At 51.4% G+C, this 26283-nt stretch carries 26 protein-coding genes and 2 pseudogenes; 23 read left to right on the top strand and 5 right to left on the bottom strand.

Annotation, left to right across the window (positions count from 1 at the left end):
• Window positions 1-29: 29 nt before the first annotated feature.
• The 8 genes from EDM55_RS05745 (at window position 30) to EDM55_RS05710 (ending at window position 5424) form a co-directional block, all read left to right on the top strand.
• Window positions 30-740 (top strand): iron-containing redox enzyme family protein, encoded by a 711-nt coding sequence (locus EDM55_RS05745; RefSeq protein ID WP_092266384.1) that lies wholly within the window; start codon window positions 30-32, stop codon window positions 738-740.
• Between the two features lie 97 nt (window positions 741-837).
• Window positions 838-2304 (top strand): aldehyde dehydrogenase family protein, encoded by a 1467-nt coding sequence (locus EDM55_RS05740; RefSeq protein WP_122959821.1) that lies wholly within the window; start codon window positions 838-840, stop codon window positions 2302-2304.
• A 30-nt stretch (window positions 2305-2334) separates the two neighbouring features.
• Window positions 2335-2808 carry a GlcG/HbpS family heme-binding protein gene (locus EDM55_RS05735; protein ID WP_122959820.1) on the top strand — a complete coding sequence of 158 codons (474 nt, stop codon included), beginning with the start codon at window positions 2335-2337 and terminating at the stop codon, window positions 2806-2808.
• A gap of 52 nt (window positions 2809-2860) precedes the next feature.
• Window positions 2861-3451 (top strand): chromate transporter, encoded by a 591-nt coding sequence (locus EDM55_RS05730; protein WP_092266381.1) that lies wholly within the window; start codon window positions 2861-2863, stop codon window positions 3449-3451.
• Entirely contained in the window at window positions 3448-3978 is a 531-nt protein-coding gene (locus EDM55_RS05725) for a chromate transporter (RefSeq protein WP_092266380.1), read from the top strand. The genes EDM55_RS05730 and EDM55_RS05725 overlap by 4 nt, the downstream gene beginning before the upstream one ends.
• 87 nt (window positions 3979-4065) lie before the next feature.
• The gene (locus tag EDM55_RS05720; RefSeq protein ID WP_092266379.1) at window positions 4066-4743 is read left to right on the top strand and encodes a GntR family transcriptional regulator; all 678 of its coding nucleotides are present in this window, start codon (window positions 4066-4068) and stop codon (window positions 4741-4743) included.
• 43 nt (window positions 4744-4786) lie between these two features.
• A complete protein-coding gene (locus EDM55_RS05715) occupies window positions 4787-5074 on the top strand; it encodes a 2Fe-2S iron-sulfur cluster-binding protein (protein WP_122924150.1) in 288 nt (95 codons plus the stop codon).
• A 50-nt stretch (window positions 5075-5124) separates the two neighbouring features.
• Window positions 5125-5424, top strand: a complete 300-nt coding sequence (locus EDM55_RS05710; RefSeq protein WP_092266377.1) for a hypothetical protein — start codon at window positions 5125-5127, stop codon at window positions 5422-5424.
• 167 nt (window positions 5425-5591) lie between these two features.
• Here EDM55_RS05710 and EDM55_RS05705 read toward each other — a convergent pair whose 3' ends face one another.
• Window positions 5592-5927, bottom strand: coding sequence for a 2Fe-2S iron-sulfur cluster-binding protein (locus EDM55_RS05705; protein ID WP_092266376.1), 336 nt, complete (start codon window positions 5925-5927; stop codon window positions 5592-5594).
• 116 nt (window positions 5928-6043) lie between these two features.
• Here EDM55_RS05705 and nadX point away from each other — a divergent pair, with 116 nt between their 5' ends.
• Together nadX and EDM55_RS05695 are read left to right on the top strand one after the other, a co-directional pair.
• Window positions 6044-6850 (top strand): aspartate dehydrogenase, encoded by an 807-nt coding sequence (nadX, locus tag EDM55_RS05700; protein WP_092266375.1) that lies wholly within the window; start codon window positions 6044-6046, stop codon window positions 6848-6850.
• An 80-nt stretch (window positions 6851-6930) separates the two neighbouring features.
• Window positions 6931-7311 (top strand): DoxX family protein, encoded by a 381-nt coding sequence (locus EDM55_RS05695; RefSeq protein ID WP_092266374.1) that lies wholly within the window; start codon window positions 6931-6933, stop codon window positions 7309-7311.
• Between the two features lie 32 nt (window positions 7312-7343).
• On the opposite strand, the gene helD is transcribed toward EDM55_RS05695, so the two are convergent.
• The 3 genes from helD to EDM55_RS05680 form a co-directional block, all read right to left on the bottom strand.
• Entirely contained in the window at window positions 7344-9698 is a 2355-nt protein-coding gene (helD, locus tag EDM55_RS05690) for an RNA polymerase recycling motor HelD (protein ID WP_092266373.1), read from the bottom strand.
• 359 nt (window positions 9699-10057) lie between these two features.
• Window positions 10058-10675, bottom strand: coding sequence for a DUF6143 family protein (locus tag EDM55_RS05685; protein WP_122959819.1), 618 nt, complete (start codon window positions 10673-10675; stop codon window positions 10058-10060).
• Between the two features lie 135 nt (window positions 10676-10810).
• Window positions 10811-11185, bottom strand: a complete 375-nt coding sequence (locus tag EDM55_RS05680) for a DUF423 domain-containing protein (RefSeq protein WP_092266371.1) — start codon at window positions 11183-11185, stop codon at window positions 10811-10813.
• Between the two features lie 191 nt (window positions 11186-11376).
• Between EDM55_RS05680 and EDM55_RS05675 the strand changes: the two genes are divergently transcribed.
• From EDM55_RS05675 to EDM55_RS05655, 4 genes are all read left to right on the top strand, one after another.
• A complete protein-coding gene (locus EDM55_RS05675; protein ID WP_122924156.1) occupies window positions 11377-11559 on the top strand; it encodes a hypothetical protein in 183 nt (60 codons plus the stop codon).
• A 242-nt stretch (window positions 11560-11801) separates the two neighbouring features.
• Window positions 11802-13232, top strand: coding sequence for a SpoVR family protein (locus EDM55_RS05670; RefSeq protein WP_122959818.1), 1431 nt, complete (start codon window positions 11802-11804; stop codon window positions 13230-13232).
• An 825-nt stretch (window positions 13233-14057) separates the two neighbouring features.
• Complete coding sequence (locus EDM55_RS05660; protein WP_122959817.1) at window positions 14058-14990, top strand: 3-hydroxyacyl-CoA dehydrogenase family protein; 933 nt, start codon at window positions 14058-14060, stop codon at window positions 14988-14990.
• A gap of 27 nt (window positions 14991-15017) precedes the next feature.
• A complete protein-coding gene (locus EDM55_RS05655) occupies window positions 15018-15914 on the top strand; it encodes a LysR family transcriptional regulator (RefSeq protein WP_092266320.1) in 897 nt (298 codons plus the stop codon).
• A 106-nt stretch (window positions 15915-16020) separates the two neighbouring features.
• Here the strand turns inward: EDM55_RS05655 and EDM55_RS05650 are convergent, their stop codons facing one another.
• Window positions 16021-16284, bottom strand: coding sequence for a hypothetical protein (locus EDM55_RS05650; RefSeq protein WP_092266319.1), 264 nt, complete (start codon window positions 16282-16284; stop codon window positions 16021-16023).
• Between the two features lie 138 nt (window positions 16285-16422).
• On the opposite strand from EDM55_RS05650, the gene brfA reads away from it, so the two are divergent.
• The 9 genes and pseudogenes from brfA (at window position 16423) to EDM55_RS05600 (ending at window position 26110) form a co-directional block, all read left to right on the top strand.
• Complete coding sequence (brfA, locus tag EDM55_RS05645; protein WP_122959816.1) at window positions 16423-16662, top strand: ribosome rescue factor BrfA; 240 nt, start codon at window positions 16423-16425, stop codon at window positions 16660-16662.
• Window positions 16663-16769: 107 nt separating this feature from the next.
• Window positions 16770-17966: a M20 family metallopeptidase gene (locus EDM55_RS05640; protein ID WP_092266317.1), complete on the top strand. Its 1197-nt coding sequence runs from the start codon at window positions 16770-16772 to the stop codon at window positions 17964-17966.
• A 2-nt stretch (window positions 17967-17968) separates the two neighbouring features.
• The gene (locus tag EDM55_RS05635) at window positions 17969-19411 is read left to right on the top strand and encodes a YfcC family protein (protein ID WP_246071084.1); all 1443 of its coding nucleotides are present in this window, start codon (window positions 17969-17971) and stop codon (window positions 19409-19411) included.
• Window positions 19412-19539: 128 nt separating this feature from the next.
• Window positions 19540-20160 (top strand): PucR family transcriptional regulator ligand-binding domain-containing protein, encoded by a 621-nt coding sequence (locus EDM55_RS05630; RefSeq protein ID WP_246071083.1) that lies wholly within the window; start codon window positions 19540-19542, stop codon window positions 20158-20160.
• Entirely contained in the window at window positions 20046-20837 is a 792-nt protein-coding gene (locus EDM55_RS30760; RefSeq protein WP_246071086.1) for a PucR family transcriptional regulator, read from the top strand. Before EDM55_RS05630 ends, EDM55_RS30760 begins: the two co-directional genes overlap by 115 nt.
• Window positions 20838-21145: 308 nt before the next feature.
• Window positions 21146-22513 (top strand): annotated as a pseudogene (locus EDM55_RS05615) (OPT/YSL family transporter).
• Window positions 22514-22542: 29 nt separating this feature from the next.
• Window positions 22543-23604, top strand: coding sequence for an S-methyl thiohydantoin desulfurase family protein (locus EDM55_RS05610; protein WP_122959813.1), 1062 nt, complete (start codon window positions 22543-22545; stop codon window positions 23602-23604).
• A 34-nt stretch (window positions 23605-23638) separates the two neighbouring features.
• Window positions 23639-23962, top strand: a pseudogene (locus EDM55_RS05605) (DUF1177 family protein); the annotation flags it as partial.
• Window positions 23963-24043: 81 nt separating this feature from the next.
• Complete coding sequence (locus EDM55_RS05600; RefSeq protein ID WP_122959812.1) at window positions 24044-26110, top strand: (Fe-S)-binding protein; 2067 nt, start codon at window positions 24044-24046, stop codon at window positions 26108-26110.
• Window positions 26111-26283: the final 173 nt, after the last annotated feature.

Below are 26283 nucleotides of genomic sequence, written 5' to 3'. Positions count from 1 at the left end.
TTTTTCCAAATTGAGAGGAGTGCTTTTAGATGGCAGAAACAATGACAAAACCAGCTTTGATGAACAAAGAAGAGTTCCGTTATGCACTGGAGCAAGCGATTGAAGGGAATGCGGTTGCGAAAGCACCTTTCACGACGATGTGGGCAAACGGAGAATTGAAGAAGGAGCACTTTGCCGCTTGGGTAGAACAGCACTACGCTTACGTTGGCCCATTCGCTGAATACCTCGCTTACATCTACGCGAACTGCCCGCATGAGGACGCAAGAGACTTCCTGCTCCAAAACATGTGGGAGGAAGAGCTCGGGGGAGATCGCCACACCGACCTCTTGATCCGCTTCGGGGAAGCCTGCGGAACGACTCGCGAGCGTGTAGAATCGATGGAGCATCTGCTTCCTGAAACGATTGGCCTGCAATCCTGGTGCTACCGCATGGCGTTCAAAGAAAACTTCCTGTTCGCGACAGCTGCTCTGGTCGTTGGTCTCGAATCTCAAGTGCCTGCGATTTACCGCAGACAGACTCCGGTTCTCCGCGAGAAATACGGCTTTACGGACGAAGAAGTGGAATTCTTCGATCTGCACATCGTCTCCGATGAGATCCACGGCGAGCGCGGCTATCAAATCGTTCTGGAATATGCAAGAACGCCGGAAGATCAACAACGCTGCATCGAAATCGTGAAGGAAGCCACCAAAATGCGCAGAATGTACATCGCGGCTATCTCTCGTGAATTTTGTTTAGAATAGTCTGTCTTCCATAGCATCCAAACATACCCGAGAACGACTATCTTCTCGGGTATCTCTTTAAATAAGACCCCAATGATAGGAACGAAAGGGGAACGACATGGCGATTGAAACGACCGTACAAACCTTTAAAAACCTGATCAACGGCGAATGGGTAGACTCACTTAGCAACGCCACCTTTGAGAGCAAAAATCCGGCAAAGGAAAGCGATGTCGTCGGACGGTTCCAAGCTTCGGTCGAAGCAGATGTGAATCAGGCGATGGAAGCAGCCGAGCGGGCTTTTCAAACCTGGCGCAGCGTGTCCCCTACGAAACGTGCAGAGATCTTTTACAAGGCAGCAGATTTGCTGGAAGCCAAGCTGGATCAGTACGCGGAGGAGTTGACCAGAGAAGAGGGGAAGACACTCGCGAGCAGCAAAATGGAAGTGAAGCGATCCGCTCAAACCCTGCGCTATTACGCATTCGAAGGATTGAATATTGCCGGGGAAACGCTCCCTTCCGAGGACCCGACGATCTCCATCTACACGAAAAAGGAGCCGCTTGGCGTCGTCACTGTCATCACTCCGTGGAACTTCCCGATCTCCATTCCGGTTCGGAAAATCGCCCCTGCGCTGGTGACTGGGAACACGGTAGTTTTCAAGCCGGCTTCGGATACGCCGCTCATTGCCCTGCGACTTGTCCAGGCGCTGCATGAAGCTGGACTTCCGGCAGGTGTGATCAATTTCATCACTGGCTCAGCCTCTCAGACAGGAAATGCACTCGTCACGCATCCAGCAGTCAAAGCGGTTACCTTTACGGGCTCAACCAGTGCAGGTGTGGCTATTCAACGCTCCGTGCGTTTGTCCACGCGCGTACAGCTCGAGCTCGGAGGGAAAAATCCTCTGCTGGTCATGGAGGATGCGGATCCGGAGCAGGCAGCCGAGCTTGCGATCAAGGGCGGCTTCGAGCTGACAGGCCAGGCTTGCACAGGCACCAGTCGTGCTATTGTGATGGAATCCGTGCATGACCGTTTCGTCCAGGCGCTGATCGAAAAAACGAAGAAGCTGAATATTGGAAATGGAAGCAAGTCGGGCGTGGAGATTGGGCCGCTAGCCAATGCCAGCCAGCTGAAAAACGTGCTTGCCTATATCGAAATCGGCAAAGGAGAAGGAGCTTCTCTCGCATACGGTGGAGAGCAGCTGACAGGCGGTGAATATGAGGAGGGCTATTTTGTCCGACCCGCGATTTTCACGAATGTGACTCCTTCTATGCGAATCGCGCAGGAAGAAATATTCGGACCTGTCATTTCCGTCATCCGTGTCGGCTCGTTTGAAGAGGCAATGAAGGTGGCCAATGACGTCGAATACGGCTTGTCGGCGGCGATTTGCACGCAGGATTCAGCGAGGATTCAGTATTTTGTAAACAACATCCAGTCCGGTGTCGTCAAAGTCAATCGTCCGACAACCGGGAATGCACCGCATGTACCTTTTGGCGGCGTCAAAATGTCCAGCACGGCAACCTACCGCGAATCGGGCAGGGGAGCGTTGGAATTCTACACGCAGATCAAGAGTGTCTATCACGGCATGTAAGAGATGAGAGAATAGGAGGCAATGCCAACGATGAAATCGGTTATGAAGCTGGAATTAGATGAAGCAAAAGTGATGATCGAAGCGGCAAAAAAGGCGGCAGAAGAGGTCAACGCACTCGAGTCGATCTGCATCGTGGACGATGGCGGGTACGTGATCGCGCTGGAGCGAATGAACGGAGGACGAATCACAGGACCGGAAATTGCCATAGCCAAAGCGTTTACCGCGAGCGGTCACAAACGCTCCACCCATCTGTTCAACCAACCGGGCGGACCCGCGACGACTACGGGGGAAGCATTCGGCATCCACGTGATGCTGCCAGGTAAGTTTGCTATCTTCGTAGGAGGCTTCCCGATCGTTGTGAACGGAGCCGTCATCGGTGGAGTCGGGGTCAGCGGAGGAAATGGGGAGCAGGATACGGCGGTAGGCACGGCAGCATTGAGAGCCCTGCAGGAGTATTTGGGGGCTGAGTACGAAGTGATGACGCAAGCAGACATCAAGAAGTAGGATATAGGCAGCCCGATCATGCCATCCATGAAAAGGTAGGTGAAGAGGGGCGATGGTGCTCTGGAATCTGTTCCTCGGATTTTTCCGAATCGGCATCCTGGGCTACGGTGGAGGTCCTACGATGATCCCCCTCGTTCACGCCGAGGCCGTCCAGAAATACGGCTGGATGACGGACGAAGAATTCACGGACGTTTTGGCGATGGGAAATGCTCTGCCGGGACCGATTGCTACGAAAATGGCAGGGTATATCGGCTATAAGGTAAAGGGTGCGGCAGGCGCTGCGGTAGCGATCGTGGCGATGGTAATACCGGTGCTCGTCGCGATGATACTGCTCCTGGGACTCATTTACAAGCTGAAGGACTCAGGCATCGTTGGAGGCATGACGCATGGTGTGCAGCCTGTGATCGGAGTCATGATGGCGGTCATGGCGTACGAGTTTTTTCTGAAATCGTGGAAAAGCTGGGTGAAGAGCAAGACGATAGCCTGGACGATCGTGTCTCTCGTAGCGCTGGCACTGTTGAATGTAAATCCTGGCCTGCTCATCGGGATCGCACTTGCATACGCCTTTACCGAATCGACCTATCTGGTCAGAAAACAGAAGAAAAAACAGGCTGATTCGCCAGACAGGGGTATATCAGCATGATCCTGCTACATGTATTTTGGGCCTTTTTCATCCCGAACATATTGGGCTATGGCGGTGGGCCGCCGATTATTCCGCTGCTGCAGGCAGAAGTCGTCGATCATTACGGCTGGATGACATTGGAACAATTCGGGGATGTGCTTGCTTTAGGCAATGCCCTTCCAAGTCCGATTGCCACCAAGCTGGCTGGCTATATCGGCTATCAGGTGGCGGGAATCCCCGGAGCGATTGTCGCGCTGATCGCAACGATTGCCCCGACTGCGATCGCGATGGTCATTCTGTATAAATTTTTGCATCTTTTCAAGAACTCGCCTCAGGTATCGGCGATGACGCAAATCGTGCGACCGATTGTAGCCGTTTTGCTAGGAATCCTGGCCTTTCAGTTCTTCGCGAGCGCTTATGAGGCCACTGGAATCTGGCAGACAGCAGCACTGACTGCAATCAGCCTCCTCACACTGGAAAAGCTGAAAATCCATCCAGGAATCGTAGTAGCGGGAGCGCTAGTTTACGGAGGCGTATTTTTGCAATAGGGCAATGGCTGTGTCTTTGAAAGGGTTGTTGTATATCGATAATCATATCGATTAAACTAAGGAAAACAACTCTCGGAGGTATACCAGATGCCAGACACGCCAGTAATTTGGAAAGATGAGGATTTAAGCCCGATTCGGGACAAAGTATACGATTATATCAAGCAGGCTATCGTTCAAGGCATCTATAAATCAGGGGAACGAATTATTGAAAGAGAGCTGGCGGATCAGCTAAATGTCAGCCGCACCCCGATCCGTGAAGCACTGTTCCGACTGGAATCCCAAGGCTTCGTGAAAACCTTGCCGCGCAAAGGAGTCGTCGTCTCCCAGCTTTCTCCGGAAGAAGTCGTAGAAATTTTCACAATTCTTGGCTCCCTGGAAAGCTTGGCGATGAAAATGGCAGCCCAAAAAGCAACGCCAGAGGCTCGTGAGGAGCTCAAGCGTATTATCGATGAGATCGACGCTGAGTTTTCCAAGCCGGAAGTGAACCAGGAATATAAAAATTTCCACTTCGATATCAACGACGTTATTTTCCGGGCGGCTCAAAGCCCAAGACTGACGCAAATGCTGGATGGTTTGTCCGATTATATCCGAGCGTTTGTGCATGTGGGCTATGAGCTTCCGGGCAGGCAGCGCAAAGCCATGGAGGAGCATCGGGAGATTGCCATGGCGGTATACAACGGTCAAGCAGAGCTGGTTGAGAGCTTAACCAAAATTCATTTGGAGAATTCCAAACGAGCGTATTTGGAAGCGCTCGACAAGCAATAGCAGCAGGACGTCCCACATTCTTACTGCAGATGGAGGTGTTTCAATGCCAAACGTAAAATTACATCAAAACGGTCAAGTATATGAACAAGAAATCGGTGCGAACAGCAACTTGGTCGTTTTGGCAGGAATTAAAAAATTCCCTCATCTGAAGTATGGATGTGGTATGGGCAAATGTACGAAATGCACGGTCAAGGTATTGGCAGGCGGGGAGAGTCTTCCTGAGCCAAACTGGAAGGAAAACAAGATGCTCGGGGAAAAAATCACCCAGGGTTATCGATTGGCGTGCCAGCTCTACATTCACGAAGACATCGAGATCTGTCAGGAAACGTAGGAGCTCTAGAAATTACTACTATCACATTCTTACAAATGGAGGGTTTGAAGATGAGCGAATATATTATGGTATCCACAACCGAACGGTACAAGACGGTTACTGAAAATCCGGATCTGGAAGTAGTCTCTGCATACGAATACTATTTCTTCGGCAAGAAAAAGACGACATTCTCCATCTGCAAAATTAAAAACCCAATTACAAGAATTGTGATTCAAGGTGTTTCGGAAGTGTTTCCGGACAACAGCATTCCGATCAAGGTGTTCCCGAAGTTTGAGACAACGACAGAAATCGAAAAAGAGATTTACGAGCTGGATTTGGACGACGACAGCAAGATTGTGAAGGTCCATTAAGCGGATCGTGGAAAGACGAGGAGCGGGCGAAGGAGCCGGTTCCTTTTTTCTTTGTACGGAGGCGGGGAGGCGGGTAGGAAACGAAAAAATGCATCCCGGAAACGTTTCTCACGCTCCCTGCGAATGCATGTTTTTTCGTAAATGGCAGAGTATTCTGCCTGTTTTTGTTATTGAGCGGCGTTGATGCGTCTTTGGGCGATTTTGTTGAGACGCTCTACGTCTTCTTCCCCCCAGGAAACGGTCACATCTCCCGTTACGAAGGTTTGGCACGCCAGCCGGAAGCCTTGCCCGATCTTGTCATTTCCGAGGCGGTCGATTTCTTTTTTCATGACCTTGCTGAGGTTTTCCTGTCCATCTACGATCTGTACGCGACAGGTACCGCATAGTCCGCCACCGCATTTGAATGGAACGGCTCCTTCGTACCGAATAGAAGTCCTGAGAAGATTTGCGTCTTTATCCACTTCGATGGTCTTTCCTGACGTATGAAAAGTAATAGATGGCACAAGATTCCCTCCCTCGTTGTTATAAAACAAGTATATCACAGAGATTTGGTTTATGGTATACCAAATACGATGTTTTTGCTATGATAGAGGGAAATCACATGTTTACAGGAGGACTTATGATCAAGATTGGGGTTATTGGCTACGGAACCATCGGGGAAGATGTCGTACAAGCAATCAGGCAGGGCCAAGAGGGAGAGATACAGGTCACGTCCATTCTGGTCCGCGATCGATCCAAGTATCAGGTGACAGAGGACATTGCGGCGTTGATGACGGAGAACGAGTCGGACTTTTTTGAAAACGATTTTGCTCTTGTCGTGGAGAGCGCGGGGCATCAAGCGGTAAAGCTGTATGGTGAAAAGGTTCTGGAGCATGGAGCCGATCTGATTATCGTCAGCGTAGGTGCCTTTGCGGACGAAGAGCTGCATACACGCCTCATGCAAAAAGCGGCGGAACTCGGACGCAAGATCATTGTCCCGTCTGCAGCCATCGGAGGGTTGGATCGGATCGCTGCAGGTAGCCTGGGGCCGATGGAGGAAGTCACACTCGTTACACGCAAGCCTCCGAAAGCCTGGTATGGCACGATGATTGAGCAGCAGGTTTCCTTGGCTGACTTGACAGAGCCGTACTGCGCTTTTGAAGGAGTGGCGAGAGATTCGGCAAGGCTGTTTCCCGAGAGTGTAAACGTGTCCGCTGCTCTGAGTCTGGCTGGAATCGGATTTGACCAAACGAAAGTAAAGGTGTTCGTCGACCCGCATATCACACACAACACGCATGAGATTGAAGCCAGAGGAAAGTTCGGGCAAATCAAGCTGCAAATTCAAAATACACCGTCCGCGCGCAATCCGAAAACCGGGTATATTGTCGCCATGAGCGTCTTGAAAACGCTGCGTGATCGGGCGTCTCACTTCGTCATTGGCGTGTAGAGGCAACGGTTTCGCACGCGCAGCCATTTGAAATGTTTGTCCTTCTCCTGGCATATGGTAGTGGGGAGGAGGGGGACAGGATGGCGGAAGAAAAGGCGTTTGTAGCGCTGCGAATCGTGACAGGCATCATTTTTCTGGTGCATGGCGTCTCCAAGCTGCAGAAAGGAATGGCTGTGGTCATGTCTTCGTTCGGCGACCTCGGATTGCCGACTTGGCTAGCGTATCCGGTGATGGCTATCGAGGTCATCGGGGGTCTGGCACTGATCCTAGGAGTAGGAATACGAGTTGCGGCCTGGGGGCTGGCGGTCATCATGGCGGGTGCAATCGCGACGGTGAAGTGGAAGCATGGTTTTCTGGGGAGTGGCGGGCAGAACGGCTACGAATTCAATCTCATCCTGCTCGCAGTCACAGTATGTGTAGGGCTGAAAAAACAGAAAAGAGACCGGGTTGAACGCATGTGAGATGCGCTTTTCCTGGTCTCTTTTTCCATGGATCATGAGGAGAGAAAGTCGTAGCTATCGGCAGAGACAGAATCGAGAAAAGGACTCACTTTGCCGATGCTGTACAGATGCAGCTCATGCATAGCACGTGTGCAGGCTGTATAAAACAGCTTTCGTTCACTCTCGCGGCTGTAACGCTCTGCTGAAGCATCATAGATGAGAACCGCGTCAAATTCCACTCCTTTTGCCAAGTACGACGGGATGATCAAGACCTCGGTCTCATAGGAAATCGCGCGAGTACCGATCATGCGGATATCCAGCTTGTCGCGAAGAGTTTCATAAGCCTCCTGAGCCTCTTGCGCTGTCTTTGTGATGACCGCGATGGCTTGATGTCCTTCAGCTTTGAGCTCCGCAATTCGGCCGACGATTTGCTCTGCGAGTGCTTCACGATCCTGGACGACCGTCACGCTTGGCTTTCGCCCGGCGCGCTGGAATGGCTCGATGCGATCCCCGTCCTTCACTAGCTGGCGGGTAAAGGTGACGATCGGCTCTGTGGAACGGTAGCTTTTGGTCAAGACAAACGTTTCCGTCTGCTCCGGCTCATACAGCGAGGCGACTGCCTCAAAGCTTGAGCTTTCGTAGGCATGGGCGTAGATCGCCTGATTCCAGTCTCCCAGAACCGTCATTTTGGCGCGCGGGAACAGTCGTTGCAGCAGAGCAAATTGGAATGGCGAGTAATCCTGGGCTTCGTCGATGAACACATGGCGGACGATGTTGTTGGTCTGAAAGCCCTCCAGCTTTTCCTGCAAATACAAAAACGGCGGTGTGTCCTCATAGGTCAGCTCGTTTTGATCCAGTCGCGCTAAGGTTTGGGCACAGATTTCGGACCATTGGGAGGGCCGCTCGTCTGCACCAAAAATAGACATGGTCAGGGGAGAATCAGTGAAGAGCTGACGATACGTTGCTGTCGAATCAATAAACTGCAGCTCACGCACCCACGTGCGCAGCGGTTGAAACTGTTTTTTTACGATTTTCGCCGCTAAGAGCTCCTGCTCGCGATCGAAGTCGTTGAACGTATCTTCCCGGAACTGGTTTTTCCGGCGCAGCTCCTGATAGACAGCGGCAAAAGCGTCTTTGTCCAAAAGCTCCAGCTCATCTTCCACCCACGGCTTGCTGCGTTCTACACGCTCGTGCTTCTTCAGTTCGCCGAGCAGCCATCTGGCGACCAGGGTCATCCGATTGGGAATCGAAATCGAGGGATCCAGGGAATAAAAGTGATCGCTGATACGATTGGCGCTGATGAGGGTCCGGTCGCGAAATTTAAGCGGGCGGAACAAAATTCCGCTTTCTTTGAGAGCGGTCGCGTAGTCATCGATCACCTGCATGAATCGCGGAGATGTTTTCATCCGGATGCCAGCGATCCTTTCAGGGTAGCCGGGCTCTTCCATGGCCGTCAACACGTATTCCATCTGGGTGAGTGGGTGCTCCAGCTGAAAGATCGAGCCGAGACGATGCTCCGCGTATTCTTGAAAGGTCGTCTGCTGCATGTTTTCTTCCCCCAGCTCAGGCAGCACGGTGGAGACGTAGCTGTTGAACAACGAATTGGGGGAGAACAATACGATTTGCTCGGCACGCAGGGTTTTCCGGTAACGGTACAGCAAGTAGGCGATGCGCTGCAGGGCGGCCGACGTTTTGCCGCTTCCGGCTGCTCCGGAAACGATGACGAGACGGCTCTTGTCGTTGCGAATGATGCGGTTTTGATCGCGCTGGATCGTCGCCACGATGCTCTTCATTTGCGAGTCAGCCTGCTTGCCCAGCACTTCCTGCAGCAGCTCATCCCCGATGGTCACACCCGTATCAAACAGATGGAGCAGCTTTCCATCGCGGATGACGTACTGACGCTTGCAAGTAATTTCACCCGTGACCGTGCCGCTCGGGGTCTCGTATGTGGCAGGTCCAGGAGCGTAATCGTAGTAGAGACTTGAGATCGGAGCGCGCCAGTCATAGACCAGAAACTGCTCCTCGTTCTTATCGAGTAAGGAAGCAATTCCCAAATAAACGGGCTCTGACGCAGAATCGGTTTCCTCCCGAAAGTCAATTCGGCCGAAATACGGAGATTGAACCAGCCTCCGAAGAGTCCGCAGTTGCTGTATCGCGTGGCGATGGACACGTTCTCTCTCAGAAAGCACCTCTGCTTGCTGCTTGATGCTGGCATAGGTTTCGGCTGCTTCACTGGCATCCTCGAAGTTGACAGTGACATCGTCCCAAAAATGCTTGCGGATTCCAACGATGTCAGCACTGACTTCGGTGACATGCTCCTGCAGGCTGTCGATCTGTCGATTGATCTCGGAAATGACCTGCACGACCCGCTGTTGTTCCTTTTGTCTGTCTTGGTCAGCTTCGTTCATGATACCGCTCCTTTTCTTGCCCATTTTTGGTCTGAGGGGTTTGACAACTACCCCGGTGATGTGATAAGATAATATTGGGTAAAAATAATCGATATATTAAAACTACATCAAAAGACCAATTCCCATTGTAGCATAGAGGACTTGGTGTTTCAACATGTATATAACTTTTACGAAAACGGTAGCGGGGTGCGCAGGCACTCCGCTTTTTTGCTGAATCAGAAAGTATAAACGACGTGAGCCATCTACCTGATTCAGCATGAATAGTCTTCCGATAAATAGCGGTCGCTCCTACTTGAGAAGGCATCGATAGAAGTTTTTTCCACCGCAAGGGCTGTGATGAACCGGCTCGCCGCTCCCCTTCAATAAACAGACTGCTCCCACCAGCTCGTGGAAAAGAGAATGATGGAGCTTTTCTCTTCTGCAGGAAGTACGGCCATCATTGTCATCCCGGGCCCAAGCATCCACTGCCCGTTTAGCTTGGCTTCGATGGTGCTCATAGGCGGTACCATCCGGGTCGTGACGGCTGCTCCCCCGCGTGGCAAAACGTTGTCTCCTGTAGCGAACAGTATTTTTCCTTGAGGGGGTGGACAGGCGCTGAGTTGGGCATAGCTCGCACTAACGGCCGTGGAGGTTTTGGCCCCCGTGATGGACTCGGTTTTCCCGAACCAGATTTGGACTTCGGCGGGGTGCTCGGAGTAATTGGTCAGCTGCCAGCTATGAACAAAGAGAATCACGCCAGAACGGAAGGGATTGGACAGGGCACCAAATCCTTGAATTTCTCCACCAGCGGTTATTTTTTCCGTTTGGCCAAGAAAATATTTACAGTGAGCGGCTATCGACATGGGGTAGGGAACATGAATTTGCTTAGGTGTCTGATCCGAAATGGGTGGTGTAGGAAAGGGATAGTAGCCCATTTGCATGTAGACATCTGGGACGCCGTAGTAATAAGGGGATTGGTTGAACGAGGACTTTGCCATCGGTTCCTCTCCTTTGGGTGTAGTAACCCTACAGCATATGATTTACGCCCAAGCGAGGTGCGGGAAGCAAAAAACGCCCGAACTGCTGCTAGACGCAGCCGCGGACGTTTTTGCAAAGAAGTCGGTTCGATTCGCTTAGGATACGACCTTCCAGGCGTGGATGGCGAGCAATGCCCAGCCAATGAGAAACAGTACGCCGCCAATCGGGGTGATCGCTCCCAGGACTTTGACACCCGACAGCGCCAAGGCGTAAAGACTGCCGGAAAAGACGATCGTTCCTACGAAGAAGCACCAGCCTGCCCAAGAAAGTCCTGCGGCACCCGGATACCATTTGAGCAATAACGCGACCAGCACCAGTGCCAGAGCGTGTGTCGTTTGGTAGGTGACCCCGGTATGGAAAATGCCGAGGGAGTACTCGTCCAGTTTTTCTTTAAGGGCATGGGCTCCAAAGGCACCAAAGGCAACAGACAAAAATCCGCTGATACTGCCTAGCAGCAGAAACAGTTTCATGCGTGTTTCACTCCTCACGTCCTATCATCGTCATCGTGACTATTTTACAGTATAGGGGCGCACATTGCCCAATTGCAATTTGATGAACAGTGTCTTGGACTACCGTACAGACCGCTTGTCAACTCCCGACATAAAGTGTAGTACGCAGTGGCAACGTAAACCGCCGCTGTTTCGGGAGGTGAATAGATAAGATGAACAAATGGCTCTCTCTTGCTGGCGGTCTTGTTGGTGGCTACGCTTTGTTGAAAACTCCACTCGATGGTACCTTCCTGAACGGACTGAATCCGTTGGTAGATGGGATTGGCCTGATCGCAATGCTGGTCTTTTCGGGTGCTCTTATTTATGCAGGTGTACGCGATTGGTTCCAGAAGTAATGCGCGGCGTCCCAGCGTAAAGCAAATCAAGAGGCGTCTCCTTTTTGAGGGAGATGCCTTTTTCCTTTATACAGTAAGAATTTATAGGATTCTTAGCCAGTATAAGTGCAACTAAGGCTCCGCCACCAAGTTTTCTAAGAAAAATGTGCAAGTCAGCCTCTCTTTTCTCCGAATGCTGGCTTCTTTTGTCATCCTTCTCCATATATATAAAATAGGCTTTGGCAAATGGGAGGGGAAAGACTGTGACCAACGAAGAACGCAAAGAGCTAGAGCGGTCGATTGATGAAATTACTGAAATTGCCAAGGGGTTTGGTCTCGACTTTTATCCGATGCGCTACGAAATCTGCCCGGCGGATATTATTTATACGTTTGGAGCCTACGGAATGCCGACGCGGTTCTCGCACTGGAGCTTCGGAAAATCCTTTTATCGCATGAAGCTGTCGTACGATCTCAATTTGAGCAAAATCTATGAACTGGTGATCAACTCCAATCCGTGCTACGCCTTCTTGCTGGATGGCAACTCGCTGATCCAGAACAAGCTGATCGTAGCGCACGTCTTGGCACACTGCGATTTTTTCAAGAACAACATGCGCTTCTCCAACACGAACCGAGACATGGTGGAGAGCATGGCTGCCAGCTCGGAGCGCATCCGTCAGTACGAAATCGAATACGGCAAGGAAGCCGTGGAGGATCTGCTCGATGCGAGCCTGGCGATTCAGGAGCATATCGATCCGAGCCTGATGCGACCCAAGCTGCGCTGGAAACGCGAGCCGGAGGAGCCTGCAAAATCTGCAAAGAAAGGAAAGACAGACCGCCGTTCTTCATACGACGACCTGTGGGGTCTGGACCGTCAAGAGAAGACGGAGACCGAACCGGTAAAGCCTCTCCGCAAATTCCCACCGTCTCCGGAAAAGGATTTGCTGCTGTTCATCATGGAGTACAGCAGTGTTCTGGAGGATTGGCAGCGCGATGTCTTGACCATTGTACGCGATGAAATGCTGTACTTCTGGCCGCAGATGGAGACGAAGATCATGAACGAAGGCTGGGCTACCTTCTGGCACATGCGCATTTTGCGGGAGATGGAGCTGACGGAGGCAGAAACGATCGATTTTGCGAAGCTGCACTCCTCGGTTATTCAGCCTTCGACAACGAGCATTAATCCGTACCATCTGGGGCTCAAAATTTTCGAGGATATCGAAAGACGCTGGGATAAGCCGACGAAGGAAGAGCAGGAGCGGTTTGGCCGCAAGCCAGGTGAAGGACGCTCCAAGATTTTTGAAGTGCGCGAGCTGGAGTCGGATATCAGCTTCATCAGCAACTTCATGACCAAGGATTTGGTGAGCGATCTGGATTTGTACATGTTCGGCAAGCAGGGGAATGACTGGATCGTAACGGATAAACAATGGGAGCAGGTGCGAGACGGTCTGGCAGGCACGCGGGTCAACGGTGGGTTCCCTTACGTGATGGTGCACGATGGCGACTATTTGCGCGCAGGCGAGCTGTTTTTGAAGCATCACTTTGAGGGTCTGGAGCTGGATGTGAAGTACGTCGAGAAGACATTGCCGCACGTCTATACCCTCTGGGGGAAAAATGTGCATTTGGAGACGGTCATCGAGGATCGGCAGGTCTTGTTTACGTACGATGGCAAAAAGGTGCATCGCCGGTTTTTGTAAAGATCAGTGAGTCGAAAAGGAAAAGCAAAAAGACTTCCTCCCCCAGCCTTGCATCGGGGGAAGAAGTCTTTTTTTACCTAGGCAGCCACACGAGTTGCCATCAGCATCCGTGAATTACCGGAGGACAGCCTCTATGGCATGGAGCTGCTCTGTTTGATGGACATTCCGCCGCCGCCCGAATTACTGCTCAACGCAAGGTCATACAAGTCATGCGCGTTAGTCACATCGATCTGGACGACGATAGAGCTATTGGGCTCGAGCGTGATTTGGTGATCGAGATATTTCCACCTTTCATTCCTGTGCCCCTCCCTTATTATTCTGTCTCCTCTTTTGAAGCAAGAAGCTTCAGCAGCATTTTTTTCTTCATGTTTTCTTCCACCATGAGAGTATTGCGGATTTTTCTAGCAAAAATAGGTAGAAGAACAAGCGGTACGAAGTCAAAAAACAAGTTATGGTATATTCGTGTAAAGCTATGCTGTGGGCATTTCAGGTAGAAGTCAGGCCGTGTGTGAAGGCGCATGCCCAACAGGGAAAGCAGGGAGAGCTGCCAATCTCTTCTCAAAAGCAGAATTTACGAGCAAGTCCATATAAGCGCCGCGCGTTTCGGAAAGGACCAAAAAAGGCAAAAAGGCGCCGTTGAACGGGTGTAAACAGGGCAGTTGCGACTGCAGATTCCAGCAGGAAGAGATGAGCTTTTGTAACGCTTTTGTATCTATAAAGGGGTAGTGTGAAAGGACAGTGTCTAAAGCATAAGGGAACGGGACAGTTCTTTCGTATGCGTCGAAAAGAAAGCGTTTACCATCTACATCTCAGGAGGAATTTCATATGGCAAAACAAGTAGCAGTCATTGGATCAGGTGTAATGGGTCATGGTATCGCACAGGAATATGCGCTGGCTGGTTACACCGTCTTCCTATACGACTTACAGGAATCATTTTTGCTCAAAGCCAAGCGGAGTGTGGAAAACAGCCTGAGCTTGCTGGTCAAAGAGCAGGTCATTTCAGAGCAAGCCAAGCAGGACGCACTGGAGCGGATCGTACTTACCACGGATTTGCAGGCAGCCGTCGCAAAAGCTGACGTCATCACGGAAGCGATTCCGGAAGTCATTGAAATGAAGTGGGATTTGTTCGAGAAATTGGAGCAATTTGCAAAAGAAGATGCTATCATTGCATCCAACACCTCCACTTTCTCGATTGCGCGACTGATCGAAAAGGCAAAAACGCCGCAGCGGATCATCATCACGCATTTTTTCAATCCGGCACAGCTCGTTCCCCTCGTGGAAATCGTCCGGCATGAAAAAACGTCGGATGCGGTTGTATCACGGACCACGGAGCTCATGGTGGAAATCGGGAAGTCTCCGGTGCTGCTGAAAAAGGATGTTCCCGGCTTTATCGCCAACCGCCTGCAGACAGCTCTGATGCGCGAAGCCTTTTCTCTATTGAAAGAAGGAGTCGCGGACGCGCGTGAGATCGATACGGTGATGAAGGACGGGATCGGATTCCGCTGGGCGTTTGTTGGTCCGATCGAGACGGCTGATTTCGGTGGACTCGATACATGGAAGCGCGTAATTGACAATTTGGCGCCTGAGCTGAATGCATCCCAGAAGGCTCCTGAGCTCATCGATGAGCTGGTGGAAAAAGGGAAGCTGGGGACGAAAACAGGCTCAGGCATCTACTCGTATGCGGATACGTCCGTCGAGGAAAAATGGAAGCAAAGAGACGAGCAATTCATTCGACTGGCAAAAATGAAGCGCGGATAAAGAGAAGATAGCGAGGCAGGGGATCGCATGGATGAAAAGGACTGGCTCTTGCTGCAAGCCTTGAGCAGAGAGAAAAGCTTGACCAGAGCAGCGGAGCGCATGTACATGACGCAGCCTGCCCTGACCTATCGACTGCAGCAGCTGGAAAAACGGTTTGGTGTCTCGTTGATCGTGAAGCACGGCAAAGGGATTCGTTTCACACCAGAAGGCGAATACTTGGCGGCGTACGCAGCGAAAATGCTGGCTGAGCTGCGGGATACGCGAGATCATATCGTGAATATGCAGCAGGAGGTACAGGGAACGCTACGGATTGGAGCGTCCATCTACTTTGGACAGTACGAGCTTCCTTTGATCATCAAAAAGTTTCTGGAGCTATATCCCAAGGTCCAAATTCATGTCGACACGGGCTTCAGCTCTGAAATCTATGACATGCTGCTCCAAGAGGAGATTCAGGTAGGCATCATCCGCGGGGATTTTCAATGGCTGGATCAGAAGCATTTGATTCAGGAAGAAAATATTTGCCTCGTATCAACGGAAGAGCTGAATCTGGACGAGCTGCCTTCCCTGCCTCGGATTAACTATCGGGCACCAAAGCTGGCAGTAAAGCTGGGGGACCAAATGTCCTTTTCGCTTAAGCACGCGATCGATCAATGGTGGCATGAGCGTTATACAGAGCCCCCGTCCATTACCATGCAGGTGGATAGCTATGAGACTTGCAAGGAAATGGCGAAATTCGGATTGGGCTATACGATTATCCCGCGTGTTTTTATACGGCCGAATGAAGAGCTTTACACCGTAGATTTGACGATGCTGGACGGACAGCCGATCACACGGCGTACGTGGATGCTGTATCGAGAGGCCACCATGAAGTTTACTGTCGTCCATCGATTTGTGGCATTTTTAAAGCAGTATGAACTGCGGTGAGTATACGACAAGGCCCGGTTTCATCCGTGCTTTTTCTTTTCATAAAAAATCCCCCTGGAGAGCTCCAGAGGGAGGGGAAAACAAAAGCAGGTTTACCATGAATCAACTACAGATCTGTTGCGACATGTGGTTTACTATAGTGGCTCGTACCACCGCCGCCGACCAGCACTCTCCCGCCTTTGGGAAAGGTCAAAAGCTTGCTGGATCCGTTGGCAAGCAAGACGACAACCTTGGCGCGGTTCGCCGTCGCGATATACATCACATAGCCGCTGCCAGTGATGAAGACGCGCCACTTGTTATCAAATTCCGAGCGAAGAACACGAGTGGAATAGACTTGATTTTCGGTTCTGGTTACCGTTATTTTTTTCATCCTTAATCACCTGCCGTTTCTCTACAGCTTATTCGCATGCGGAAAAAAGGAATGGACAAGTGATACTGGTGATTCCCCTAATTTCGTTGCATCCTGTCTGGAACAGGATTATCATAATCATACAAAGGAGTGAATGATATGGCAAAAAGCAGTGCCAAAAAAGCGAGGGAAAAGCTGGCGCGCGAAGGCAAGCGCAACCCGGAGCTGAATCGGAGCATTTTCGCCTTGGCCGATATGAGACAGCGCAAGACCAAAACGAAAGCAGAGAAATGGAACCAGCAAAAGCACAAGAGGTCGTTATCCTTTTCAAGTGATGATGGTCTCTTTTTTTTGTCCTTTTTTCGAGTAGTTATAAAGATTTTTATAGTTAGGGGTTAAATTTTTTAGATTTTACTTATAGAAAGCAGGGTCGTACAATGAGGGCGTACTGAAGGTGATTTAATTTTTCGAAATGTCTACGAGGGAGATTGGAGGGCAAGGTCAGGATGGGACAGATTTTGGAGGACAAGCAATGGATTGTACAAGCCGTCGATGAGCTGGATTCCCAGCTGCGTGAGATCGCCTTGACGATTCACGCAAACCCTGAGCTCAGTTTTTTTGAGCATAAAGCATCTCAGTGGCTGACAGAGCCATTGGTTGCAGCAGGTTTTGAAGTAGAAAGAGGCGTAGCCGGACTTGAAACCGCTTTCCGCGCGACATGGGAAGGAAAACCAGGAGGACCGACGATTGCGCTGCTGGCAGAGTATGATGCGCTTCCGGAAATCGGGCATGCCTGCGGCCACAATCTGATCGGGACGTCGGCGGTCGGAGCGGCATTGGCATTGAAGCAGGCTTTTCCCGAGCTGCCTGGCCGCATTATCGTGATGGGGACGCCTGCCGAGGAAGACGGCGGAGGCAAAATCATCATGTGTGAGCAGGGACTATTTGATGAAGTCGATGCAGCCATGATGTGCCACCCGCATAAAAAGACGATGGTTCTGCGCGGAGCCTTGGCCTGTGTAGATGCGACCTTCAGCTTTTACGGCAAACAGGCGCATGCATCTTCAGCCCCGGAAAAAGGCATCAGTGCATTGGACGCGCTGATTCATACCTTCGTTGCCATTAATTCCCTAAGGCAGTTTTGCAAGGATGATGTGCGAATTCATGGCATTATTACAAAAGGCGGAGATGCTCCAAATGTAGTGCCGGAGTACTGCGAAGCGAAATTCATCCTCCGGGCGGCCAATGTGCGGGAGCTTCGCGAGCTGACCGAAAAGGTGTACAAGACGGTTCATCACTCAGCGGAAGCGGTAGGGGCGAGAGCTGAAATCAAGGAAGGTCTTGTCTACGCCGAACGCAACAACAATCATGCGCTCGCGGGTTTATTCGCGGAAAATTTGGAGGCAATGGGCATCGAAGTAAGTGATCCTCCGAAAAAAGGCGGGATCGGCTCGTCGGATATCGGAAATGTCGGTCAAGTGACGGCGACCATCCATCCTTACATCAAAATTACGGAGGCGGGTACGCACACACCGGAGTTTACCGTAGCGACTGCATCGGAGGCAGGTTTGGTGGGAATGAACCAAGCGGCCAAAGCCTTAGCTATGACCACGTATGATCTTTGCACGGACCCAGCTCTATTGCGAAGCGTTCGTGAAGAGTTCGAGAATTGGAAAAAGAATAAACAAGCAGAGGAGGCATAAGGATGAGCGCACATTCGCCACAGCCAGCTATGTCCAATTCCAGCCAGCCGACGTCATCCTGGCGAAAATATATCAAAATGCCCCATACTTTCGTTCTTCTGGTCATCCTCACTCTGCTCGCTGCGGCACTCACGTACATGGTGCCGTCCGGGGAGTTCGAGCGTGCCAAGGATCCGACCTCGGGAAAAACGCTGGTTGTGCCCAACTCCTATCATGCAGTGGAGGGGGACCCAGTCAGTCTGCTCGAGGTACCCAAAGCGATTGTAAAAGGACTCATTGATTCCAGTGATATTGTCTTCTTTATCTTCATTATTGGTGGAGCTTTTCAGGTCATCACGGCAACGGGCACCATCGAAGCGGTGACCAGCCGGGTCGCCAAGACGTTTTCCAAGCGTGGAATATTGATCATTCCGGTATTTTTGGGGTTGTTCTCCGTCGGCGGATTTACGATGGGCATGTCCTCCGAGGTCATGGTGTTCGTTCCATTGGGAATCGCGATTGCCCGTTCCCTCGGTTATGACGCCTTGACGGGAACGGCGATGGTTTCACTAGGCGCATCCGTTGGCTTTACGGCGGGACTGCTGAATCCTTTCAACGTAGGATTGGCACAGGTGATTGCAGAAGTTCCGATGTTTTCAGGGATGTGGCTGAGGGCGATTTTGCTAATCACACTTTTGGCCATCACGAGCTGGTACATCATTCGCTATGCACGTAAAGTGAAAAAGACACCGCAGGCCAGCATCGTTCGCAATCTCGAGGAATCGACGACAGAGCAAAAGCTCGATCTGCATTCCCTCCCGGCGCTGGAGGCGAAGCACATCTTAACCGTGATCACGATCATCGCCAGCTTTGCCTTGTTGATTTGGGGTGTATCGAAAAAGGATTGGTGGATGGAGGAGCTTTCGGCTCTGTTCCTCACGATGGGGATTGTTTCAGGCTTTTGCGCGAAGTTTGGCCCAAGCCGCATTGCCAGTGAGTTCGTAAAAGGGGCAAGCGCGATTACGTACGGGGCATTCATCATCGGGATTGCGCGTTCGATTCTGATTGTGCTGGAGCAAGGGAATGTCATCGATACGGTTGTGTTTGGCTTGTCTGATGCCGTTGGTCATTTGCATGGCTCGATTCAAGTCCTGGGGATGTATTTCTTCCAGACCGTGATGAACGTGTTTATTACATCGGGTACGGGACTTGCTGCAACGACGATGCCAATCATGGTGCCGCTCGCGGACCTGCTCGGTGTGACACGTCAAACCTCCGTGCTCGCCTTCCAGATGGGAGATGGCTTTACCAACATGATTTTGCCGACTTCCTCAGCCTTAATGGGCAGCTTGGCAGTTTCTGGAATCACCTATCAGCAATGGTTTCGATTCATGTGGCCGCTGATGCTGATGTGGGTTATCACGGGTGCGGTGTTTGTCCTGATCGGTCACGCAATCGCCTATTAAGTTCAGTGTGCCCGAAACGTCTATATATGGAAGAAAGAAAAGAGAGAGGCCTGCGTGCAGGTCTTTTTTCTATTCGGTGGACAAATGTGGTAGCATACGGAGATGATGGAGCGCGACGAGGTGATTGCATGGAAAACAACAAGCCCTTTACCGTAGAACGTCTCTTTCAGCTGCCTTTGTTTAAAGAGGCGAAGATCATGGCTGGCGAGAGCGGCATTTCCAAGGAAATTTATTATATCGACAGTATGGAAACACCTACGTTGACGGGCTTTCTACGGCCAAATGAACTGATTTTGACGACTGGCTATTCAAACCTGGTGTTGAATCGCCGAACAACAGAGCTGGTAGTTCTGATCGGGCATTTGCTGGGATGTGAGGCAGCAGTCATAAACGAGGCAGGGGAAGTAGAGAGCAGTACGACACAGTTCGGCGGAGTAGATTATGTAGAAAAGCGGCCGGTGCAGGTGGGCAGCAGGATCATGGGATATTTGGCCATTTCCCGTAGCTTGGGGAACAAGAGCACTTCGAAGAGATGTGCCTCGATCACGCCGTTACCGTACTTGCCATCGAGTTTACGATTCGCCAGTCGCAGCAGATGCAGCGAGAGCGGGAGCAGGAGTCGTTTTTGGTGGAGCTGTTTTCGGGCTCCTCTCATCAGGAGGATCTGCTGCGTTATCGTGCCCAGCAGCTTGGTATTCCGCTCGGCAAATTTGTCTATTGTATGGTGCTGCAAAACCGTTCAGCAGTAGACAAACAGAGCAGAGATGAGCCCTTGACCCGTTTGAACAACCTGCTGGTTCAGCGAGTGAACAAGCCTGGCGTGTACACGCGAAAAGCAGTCGTCATCAGTGATTCCCTGATCATTTTGTGTGCGACCGTTCACGACTCGGCGGAGAAGCAGCGGGCGGAAGCCGAACAGCTGCTGCGTGAGCTGATGACCCCGGCAGAGGAGATATCTCCAAGTACACAGCTGACTATCGGGATCGGTGGGATTCGTGAGCTGTTGTCCGATGTTCCGATGAGCCGGCAGGAAGCGCATAAAGCCATGGAGATCAGCTTTCACACGCAGCCCAAGCAGAAGATCGTTCACTTTCACGAGGTGCTAGTGGAGGATTTGCTTCTGGGTGCTGCCGGACATCCTGTGCTGACCGCTCTCACTTCGATGCTGATCGAGCCGATTGTGGCGTATGACAAAGAGTATGGCACGGAGCTTCTGGCTACGCTGCATGCGTTTCTGCGTTTGGGCGGAAATACAAAGCGGGTAGCAGAGGAGCTGTTCATCCATCGCAATTCCGTCCTGTATCGACTGGATCGGGTAAACGAGATCATCCAGAATGACCTGAACGATCCGGAGGTGCGCTTTCGCCTAGATGTTGCCATGCGGGTATGGAAGACGAAGGATATTCATGCCAATCAGAGGAAGTAAAAGCATTCGTACAATCAGTGTTTTGTGGTGATGCCCAAAAATGGGGGTCATCTTTTGGGTCGCTTCCCATAGGGGAAAGCGGCCTATTTTTGTTAAAGTAAAAAAAAACAGAATAAATGAGCAACAATCCTTTGGAAAGGAGAGAAAATCTCAAGTTAATCGTTTCACCAGTTCCCTCGCAGCAACACCGATTTTCAAGACCTTTTGCGTGAACGTAACCCATATGCAAAAGGAAGAAACAGTAGTAAGGAAGAGCGCTTATCGGGATATGTGCAATCATACAGAAAATTTTACAAGGGGGTAGGAACATGGCCAAGGATAAAGCACCTAGAGAAAAACATCCCTCTGTTTTTGAGCCGTTTTCACTGCTATTGAACGTTGGTTTGTCCGTATTTGGGGCAATTATTGGGATGCAGTTGATTACATCGCTGGGGGTAACGCCGAGTACCTCGATCATTGGTGCGCTGGCTGCGATGCTGATCGCTAGGATTCCGATGGAGATCTTTTCAAAATACAGATCGATCCACCGGCAAAACCTGGTGCAAACGTCGATCTCGTCTGCGACATTCGGTGCGGCAAACAGCTTGCTGATACCAATCGGGATTCCGTTTGCGATGGGCAAGCCCGAGCTGATCATGCGATGCTGATCGGGGCAGGTCTTGCGATGTTTGTAGATACTGCTTTGCTGTACAAGCTCTTTGCTTGGTTCTTATTTCGGCATTTCGATGTCTGCATTCGGGGTAGCGTTTATCGGAAACATCTGGGCGCTCGCGATGTTTGGGATAGGGCTTTTGCTCCGTCAGTGCTCTGTACCGCTTTTCAATGTCGATGTAAACACGATGTACGTCCCACATGGCTTCATGATCGGGGCTGGTATCGTTGCCTTGTTCCAAGTGGCGTTTATAATTTTCCGGAAAAAGAAACCGATTACAACTTCCGCTGGTGTTGAAGAAGCGGCCTATACCGTAGGGGACAAGCAAACCTCTCGGACATTGGGACTCGGGTTTATCGCTTACCTGGTTGTCGCTTTGATCGCCGCGATGCACTCCGGTTGGTTCCCAGCGTTTGCGATTGCTTTGATCACGCTGATCATCGGGATGATGATCGGATTCCCGCCAGTGGCGTTGGCTCTTTTGGTTGGCTTTAGTGCTGCCACAGGTCCTGCTTTTGCAGACATGGGCTACGACCTGAAAACCGGTTACATCCTGCGTGGAAACGGTGCAGATGCTCATGCTGAGCTGGAAGGCCGCAAGCAGCAGTACATCGCGGGTCTGATCGCATTTGGTGTGGCGCTGATCACTGTAGCATTCTCGTACAACAGCTTTTTCTCCCAAGGGCTCATCCCGCCGGTAGATAAAGTGTACGCCAGCACGATTGAAGCGGGTACATCTCCAGAGGTAGCGAAGCAGCTCTTGATGTGGGCGATTCCTGGCGCGATCCTGCAGCTGGTTGGCGGGTCCAGTCGTCAAGTTGGGGTTATGTTTGCAACTGGTCTTTTGATCCTCAATCCAAACGCAGGCTGGGCGGTACTGGGCGGTATTTTGATTCGTATGATCGTTTTGAAGCTGAAAGGCAAGGAAGCAGAAAGCACGCTCAGCATTCTCGCGGCTGGATTTATCGCCGGGGATGCGATCTACAGCTTCTTTAGTTCTGTTGTGAAATTTGCCAAAAAATAAAAAGCATCAGGAGATGGAGGAGAAACAACATGGCGAAAGTGACCTTAACGACTTCCATGATGGAAGCAGCTGTATACGGCGGATGCGTACTGGGCGGAGGCGGAGGCGGCTGGCTGGAGGATGGACTGGAATCAGGACGTCTCGCATTGGAAGTAGGAGCACCACAGCTGTTCACAGCAGAGGAAATGAACGATGAAGATCTGCTCGCGACGGTTGCATTGGTGGGGGCACCTGCCGCCACAGATCAATACACAAAACCAATGCATTACGTTCGTGCCCTGCAGCTGTTGGAAAAGACAATCGGTCAGCCGATCAAAGGGATCATCACCAATGAAAACGGTGCAGGAACGACGGTAAACGGCTGGTTCCAGGCAGCGGTGACCGGACTTCCTGTGATCGACTCCCCGTGCAATGGGCGTGCTCATCCAACTGGCCTTATGGGTGCGATGAATCTGCACGAGCTGGAAGGCTTCATTTCCCATCAAGCCGCTGTAGGTGGCAAGGATGAGCGCTATCACGAGGTATGCGTGAGTGGACGCTTGCAGCAGGCAGCAGGTCTGGTTCGCAAGATTTCCGTAGAAGCAGGTGGACTGGTTGTCGTTGCCCGCAATCCGGTGACAGCCGCATACGCTCGGGCCAACGGTGCGCCTGGAGCGATCCAGCAAGCGATTGAGGTAGGGGAAGCGCTGCTCGGGGCAAAAGGTGAAGCCGCCATCTATGCGGTTTGCAAAAAGCTCGGCGGACGTGTCGTCACAGCAGGGGTGGTAGATGAATTCGACTTGAATACCGCTGGCGGCTTTGATGTGGGACGAGTGGTGATCAACGGACATGAAATGACATTCTGGAACGAATACATGACGCTCGAAGTGAACGGAGAGCGTCTGGGTACATTCCCGGATCTCATCATGACGCTGGATGCCGAGACGGCCAAACCGATTGTCTCCGCCGAGGTGGAGAAGGGTCAAAAGCTTGCGATCATCCACGTACCAAAGGAAAATCTGATTTTAGGTGCGACCATGCGAAACCGCGAGCTGATGGCTTCCGTCGAAGGTGCCGTCAACAAACAGATTCTTTCCTACATCTTTGCGTAAGAACAACGAGAGCGACAACAAGGAGGTAACGTGCATGTCTTGGAAACAAACAATCACCGTCTTTGAGGCGCTGGATAGTGCGCATGTCAGCGGGGAGACGATCAAGGAGATTTTTGCCCCTTATCAAGAGGTGACGGTTAGCGTCCAAACCGTTACAGGAGAAGAAGGCAGTACCGATTTCGTGAAGATCGTCATCCCGGGTAAAAACGGAAAATCGACGGGCGGCAGCGCACCAACCTTCGGGATCATCGGAAGATTGGGCGGAATCGGAGCACGTCCTAGCCGGATCGGCATGGTATCGGATGCAGATGGAGCGATTGCCGCGATTGCTTCTGCTTTGAAGCTGGCGGATATGCAAACCATGTGCAAATATTGGCATGGGTGTTGCAATTCCATTTTGAGTAGGAAAAGCTAGCAACCAAGGAAAGGAAGAATGCCGATGTTGGATCTGCTGAACGCACTCGCTTTTATCGTGGTAACGGGACTTGCCTTGTACATGTTTGCTCAAGTGGTTTACAGCCGTGTCGTCTTCATCAGGCTGGGCCGTAAGTCGAATCTGAAAGAGGATACGAGGCAGCGATTACAGGAAGTTCTCGTGAACGTATTTGGGCAAAAGAAGCTGTTAAAAGACAAGAAAAGCGGAATCATGCACGTCATCATGTTTTATGGCTTTATCATTTTGCAGCTGGGAGCACTCGAGTTAATCATCAAAGGGTTCGTCAAAGGCTTTGCCTATCCGATTGGCGGTGCCCACAAATATTTCAGCCTGCTGCAGGAGGTTACCACGGTTCTCGTTTTGCTTGCCGTCATCTACGCTTTTTATCGCCGGTATGTGGAAAAGCTGAACCGACTGAAACGAGGGCTGAAGTCGGGGCTGGTGATCATTTTTCTGACAGTGCTCATGTCCTCGATTCTGCTGAGTCTTGCTGCCGAGCAGCGCTGGGTGGGGGAGGAAGCGAGCTGGTTTGCTCCGTTTTCCTCTGTGATCGCGTATTTGTTTGCCGGATTGAGTGAAGGAGCTGTGGGAGGGTTGTTTTACCTCTTCTGGTGGATTCATCTGCTGACTCTGCTCTCGTTTTTGGTGTATGTACCGCAGTCCAAGCACGCGCACTTGCTGTTCGCTCCAGTCAATGTGATGCTGCGAGATACCAAGCCGGTCGGGCAACTAACCACCATCGATTTTGAGGATGAAACGCTGGAGCAGTACGGGGCGGGGAAGATCGAGGATTTCCGGCAAAATCAGCTGATCGATCTGTACGCCTGCGTGGAGTGTGGGCGCTGCACCAATATGTGTCCGGCATCAGGAACAGGAAAGACGCTGTCTCCCATGGATTTGATCGTCAAAATGCGCGACCACCTTACTGAAAAGGGAGCGGCAATCACCTCTCGCACCGCATGGATGCCCCGATTTGTTTTTCAGCCGAACGCAGCAGCTGTCCTTGCTGGTCCGGGGATGGATGAGGTTGCCGTCACAGCGGAGCATACAGCGAAGCAGCTGATCGGCGAGGTGATCACAGAGGAAGAGCTGTGGGCGTGCACCACTTGCCGCAACTGCGAGGATCAGTGTCCGGTAGCGAATGAGCATGTGGAGAAAATCATTGATATGCGCCGTTTTCTCGTACTGACCGAAGGAAGTATGCCACACGAGGCGACCCGCTATTTCCAAAACATCGAGCGTCAAAGCAACCCGTGGGGAATCAATCGCAAGGAAAGGATCAAATGGCGGGAAGGGCGGGAGGATCTCTATATCCCGACTGTGAAGGAAACAGATGAGTTCGAATATCTCTTCTTTGTCGGTTCGATGGGCTCCTTTGACAACCGAAGCCAGAAGATCGCGCAAGCCTTCGCTAAAATCATGAATGTAGCAGGCGTCAAATTTGCAATCCTGGGCAACGAAGAGCGCAACTCTGGAGATACGGCAAGACGTATGGGCAACGAATTTTTGTTCCAGCAGCTCTGTCAGGAGAACATCGCGACATTCCAGGCTCACGATGTGAAGAAGATCGTGACGATCTGCCCGCACACCTACAATTCGTTTAAAAACGAGTACCCTGAGTTCGGTCTGGAAGCAGAGGTGTACCACCATACCGAGCTAATCTGGAAGCTGATACAGGAAGGGCGCATCGTCCCAGCCAATGAGGTGAAAGAAGCCGTCGCCTATCACGACTCCTGCTACATTGGCCGCTACAACGACATTTACGACATCCCAAGGAAAATCCTGGCGTCCGTCCCTGGCGTCTCGATCCTGGAAATGAAGCGAAACCGGCAGGACGCGATGTGCTGCGGCGCTGGCGGCGGCATGATGTGGATGGAGGAAACGCAGGGAAAACGCGTCAACGTAGAGCGAACCGAGCAAGCACTCCAGCTTGGCCCAACGACGATCGGCAGCAATTGCCCCTACTGCCTGACCATGCTTGGCGACGGAATCAAGGCAAAGGAAGCCGAGGAACAAGTAAAAGCACTGGACATCGCAGAAATCGTAGAAAAATCGCTGATCGCAGGTTAGCAAGCCCCTCACGGATGGGATGGATCGTTCGTGAGGGGTTTTTGGTTTGATAAAGGCGCAAGGAAGGCCTTTGCTGATTCTCGAAAACAATCAGCTGGCCAGAGGAAAAGAGAAAAAAGCGAGGGCATTAGGGACACAGCCCAGGCGGAGTGGAAAAAGCGGAACCTGCCTTT

The sequence above is a fragment of the Brevibacillus centrosporus genome, from assembly GCF_003710815.1.
GTDB classification, from domain to species: Bacteria; Bacillota; Bacilli; order Brevibacillales; family Brevibacillaceae; genus Brevibacillus; species Brevibacillus centrosporus.
This window is presented reverse-complemented; position numbering and strand designations above follow the sequence as displayed.

Bases quoted from the DNA above. Each gene is read 5' to 3' on its own strand.
- EDM55_RS05745 (WP_092266384.1), top strand. From the start codon at position 30: ATGGCAGAAACAATGACAAAACCAGCTTTGATGAACAAAGAAGAGTTC.
- EDM55_RS05740 (WP_122959821.1), top strand. From the start codon at position 838: ATGGCGATTGAAACGACCGTACAAACCTTTAAAAACCTGATCAACGGC.
- EDM55_RS05735 (WP_122959820.1), top strand. From the start codon at position 2,335: ATGAAATCGGTTATGAAGCTGGAATTAGATGAAGCAAAAGTGATGATC.
- EDM55_RS05730 (WP_092266381.1), top strand. From the start codon at position 2,861: ATGGTGCTCTGGAATCTGTTCCTCGGATTTTTCCGAATCGGCATCCTG.
- EDM55_RS05725 (WP_092266380.1), top strand. From the start codon at position 3,448: ATGATCCTGCTACATGTATTTTGGGCCTTTTTCATCCCGAACATATTG.
- EDM55_RS05720 (WP_092266379.1), top strand. From the start codon at position 4,066: ATGCCAGACACGCCAGTAATTTGGAAAGATGAGGATTTAAGCCCGATT.
- EDM55_RS05715 (WP_122924150.1), top strand. From the start codon at position 4,787: ATGCCAAACGTAAAATTACATCAAAACGGTCAAGTATATGAACAAGAA.
- EDM55_RS05710 (WP_092266377.1), top strand. From the start codon at position 5,125: ATGAGCGAATATATTATGGTATCCACAACCGAACGGTACAAGACGGTT.
- nadX (WP_092266375.1), top strand. From the start codon at position 6,044: ATGATCAAGATTGGGGTTATTGGCTACGGAACCATCGGGGAAGATGTC.
- EDM55_RS05695 (WP_092266374.1), top strand. From the start codon at position 6,931: ATGGCGGAAGAAAAGGCGTTTGTAGCGCTGCGAATCGTGACAGGCATC.
- helD (WP_092266373.1), bottom strand. From the start codon at position 9,698: ATGAACGAAGCTGACCAAGACAGACAAAAGGAACAACAGCGGGTCGTG.
- EDM55_RS05685 (WP_122959819.1), bottom strand. From the start codon at position 10,675: ATGGCAAAGTCCTCGTTCAACCAATCCCCTTATTACTACGGCGTCCCA.
- EDM55_RS05680 (WP_092266371.1), bottom strand. From the start codon at position 11,185: ATGAAACTGTTTCTGCTGCTAGGCAGTATCAGCGGATTTTTGTCTGTT.
- EDM55_RS05675 (WP_122924156.1), top strand. From the start codon at position 11,377: ATGAACAAATGGCTCTCTCTTGCTGGCGGTCTTGTTGGTGGCTACGCT.
- EDM55_RS05660 (WP_122959817.1), top strand. From the start codon at position 14,058: ATGGCAAAACAAGTAGCAGTCATTGGATCAGGTGTAATGGGTCATGGT.
- EDM55_RS05655 (WP_092266320.1), top strand. From the start codon at position 15,018: ATGGATGAAAAGGACTGGCTCTTGCTGCAAGCCTTGAGCAGAGAGAAA.
- EDM55_RS05650 (WP_092266319.1), bottom strand. From the start codon at position 16,284: ATGAAAAAAATAACGGTAACCAGAACCGAAAATCAAGTCTATTCCACT.
- brfA (WP_122959816.1), top strand. From the start codon at position 16,423: ATGGCAAAAAGCAGTGCCAAAAAAGCGAGGGAAAAGCTGGCGCGCGAA.
- EDM55_RS05640 (WP_092266317.1), top strand. From the start codon at position 16,770: ATGGGACAGATTTTGGAGGACAAGCAATGGATTGTACAAGCCGTCGAT.
- EDM55_RS05635 (WP_246071084.1), top strand. From the start codon at position 17,969: ATGAGCGCACATTCGCCACAGCCAGCTATGTCCAATTCCAGCCAGCCG.
- EDM55_RS05630 (WP_246071083.1), top strand. From the start codon at position 19,540: ATGGAAAACAACAAGCCCTTTACCGTAGAACGTCTCTTTCAGCTGCCT.
- EDM55_RS05610 (WP_122959813.1), top strand. From the start codon at position 22,543: ATGGCGAAAGTGACCTTAACGACTTCCATGATGGAAGCAGCTGTATAC.
- EDM55_RS05600 (WP_122959812.1), top strand. From the start codon at position 24,044: ATGTTGGATCTGCTGAACGCACTCGCTTTTATCGTGGTAACGGGACTT.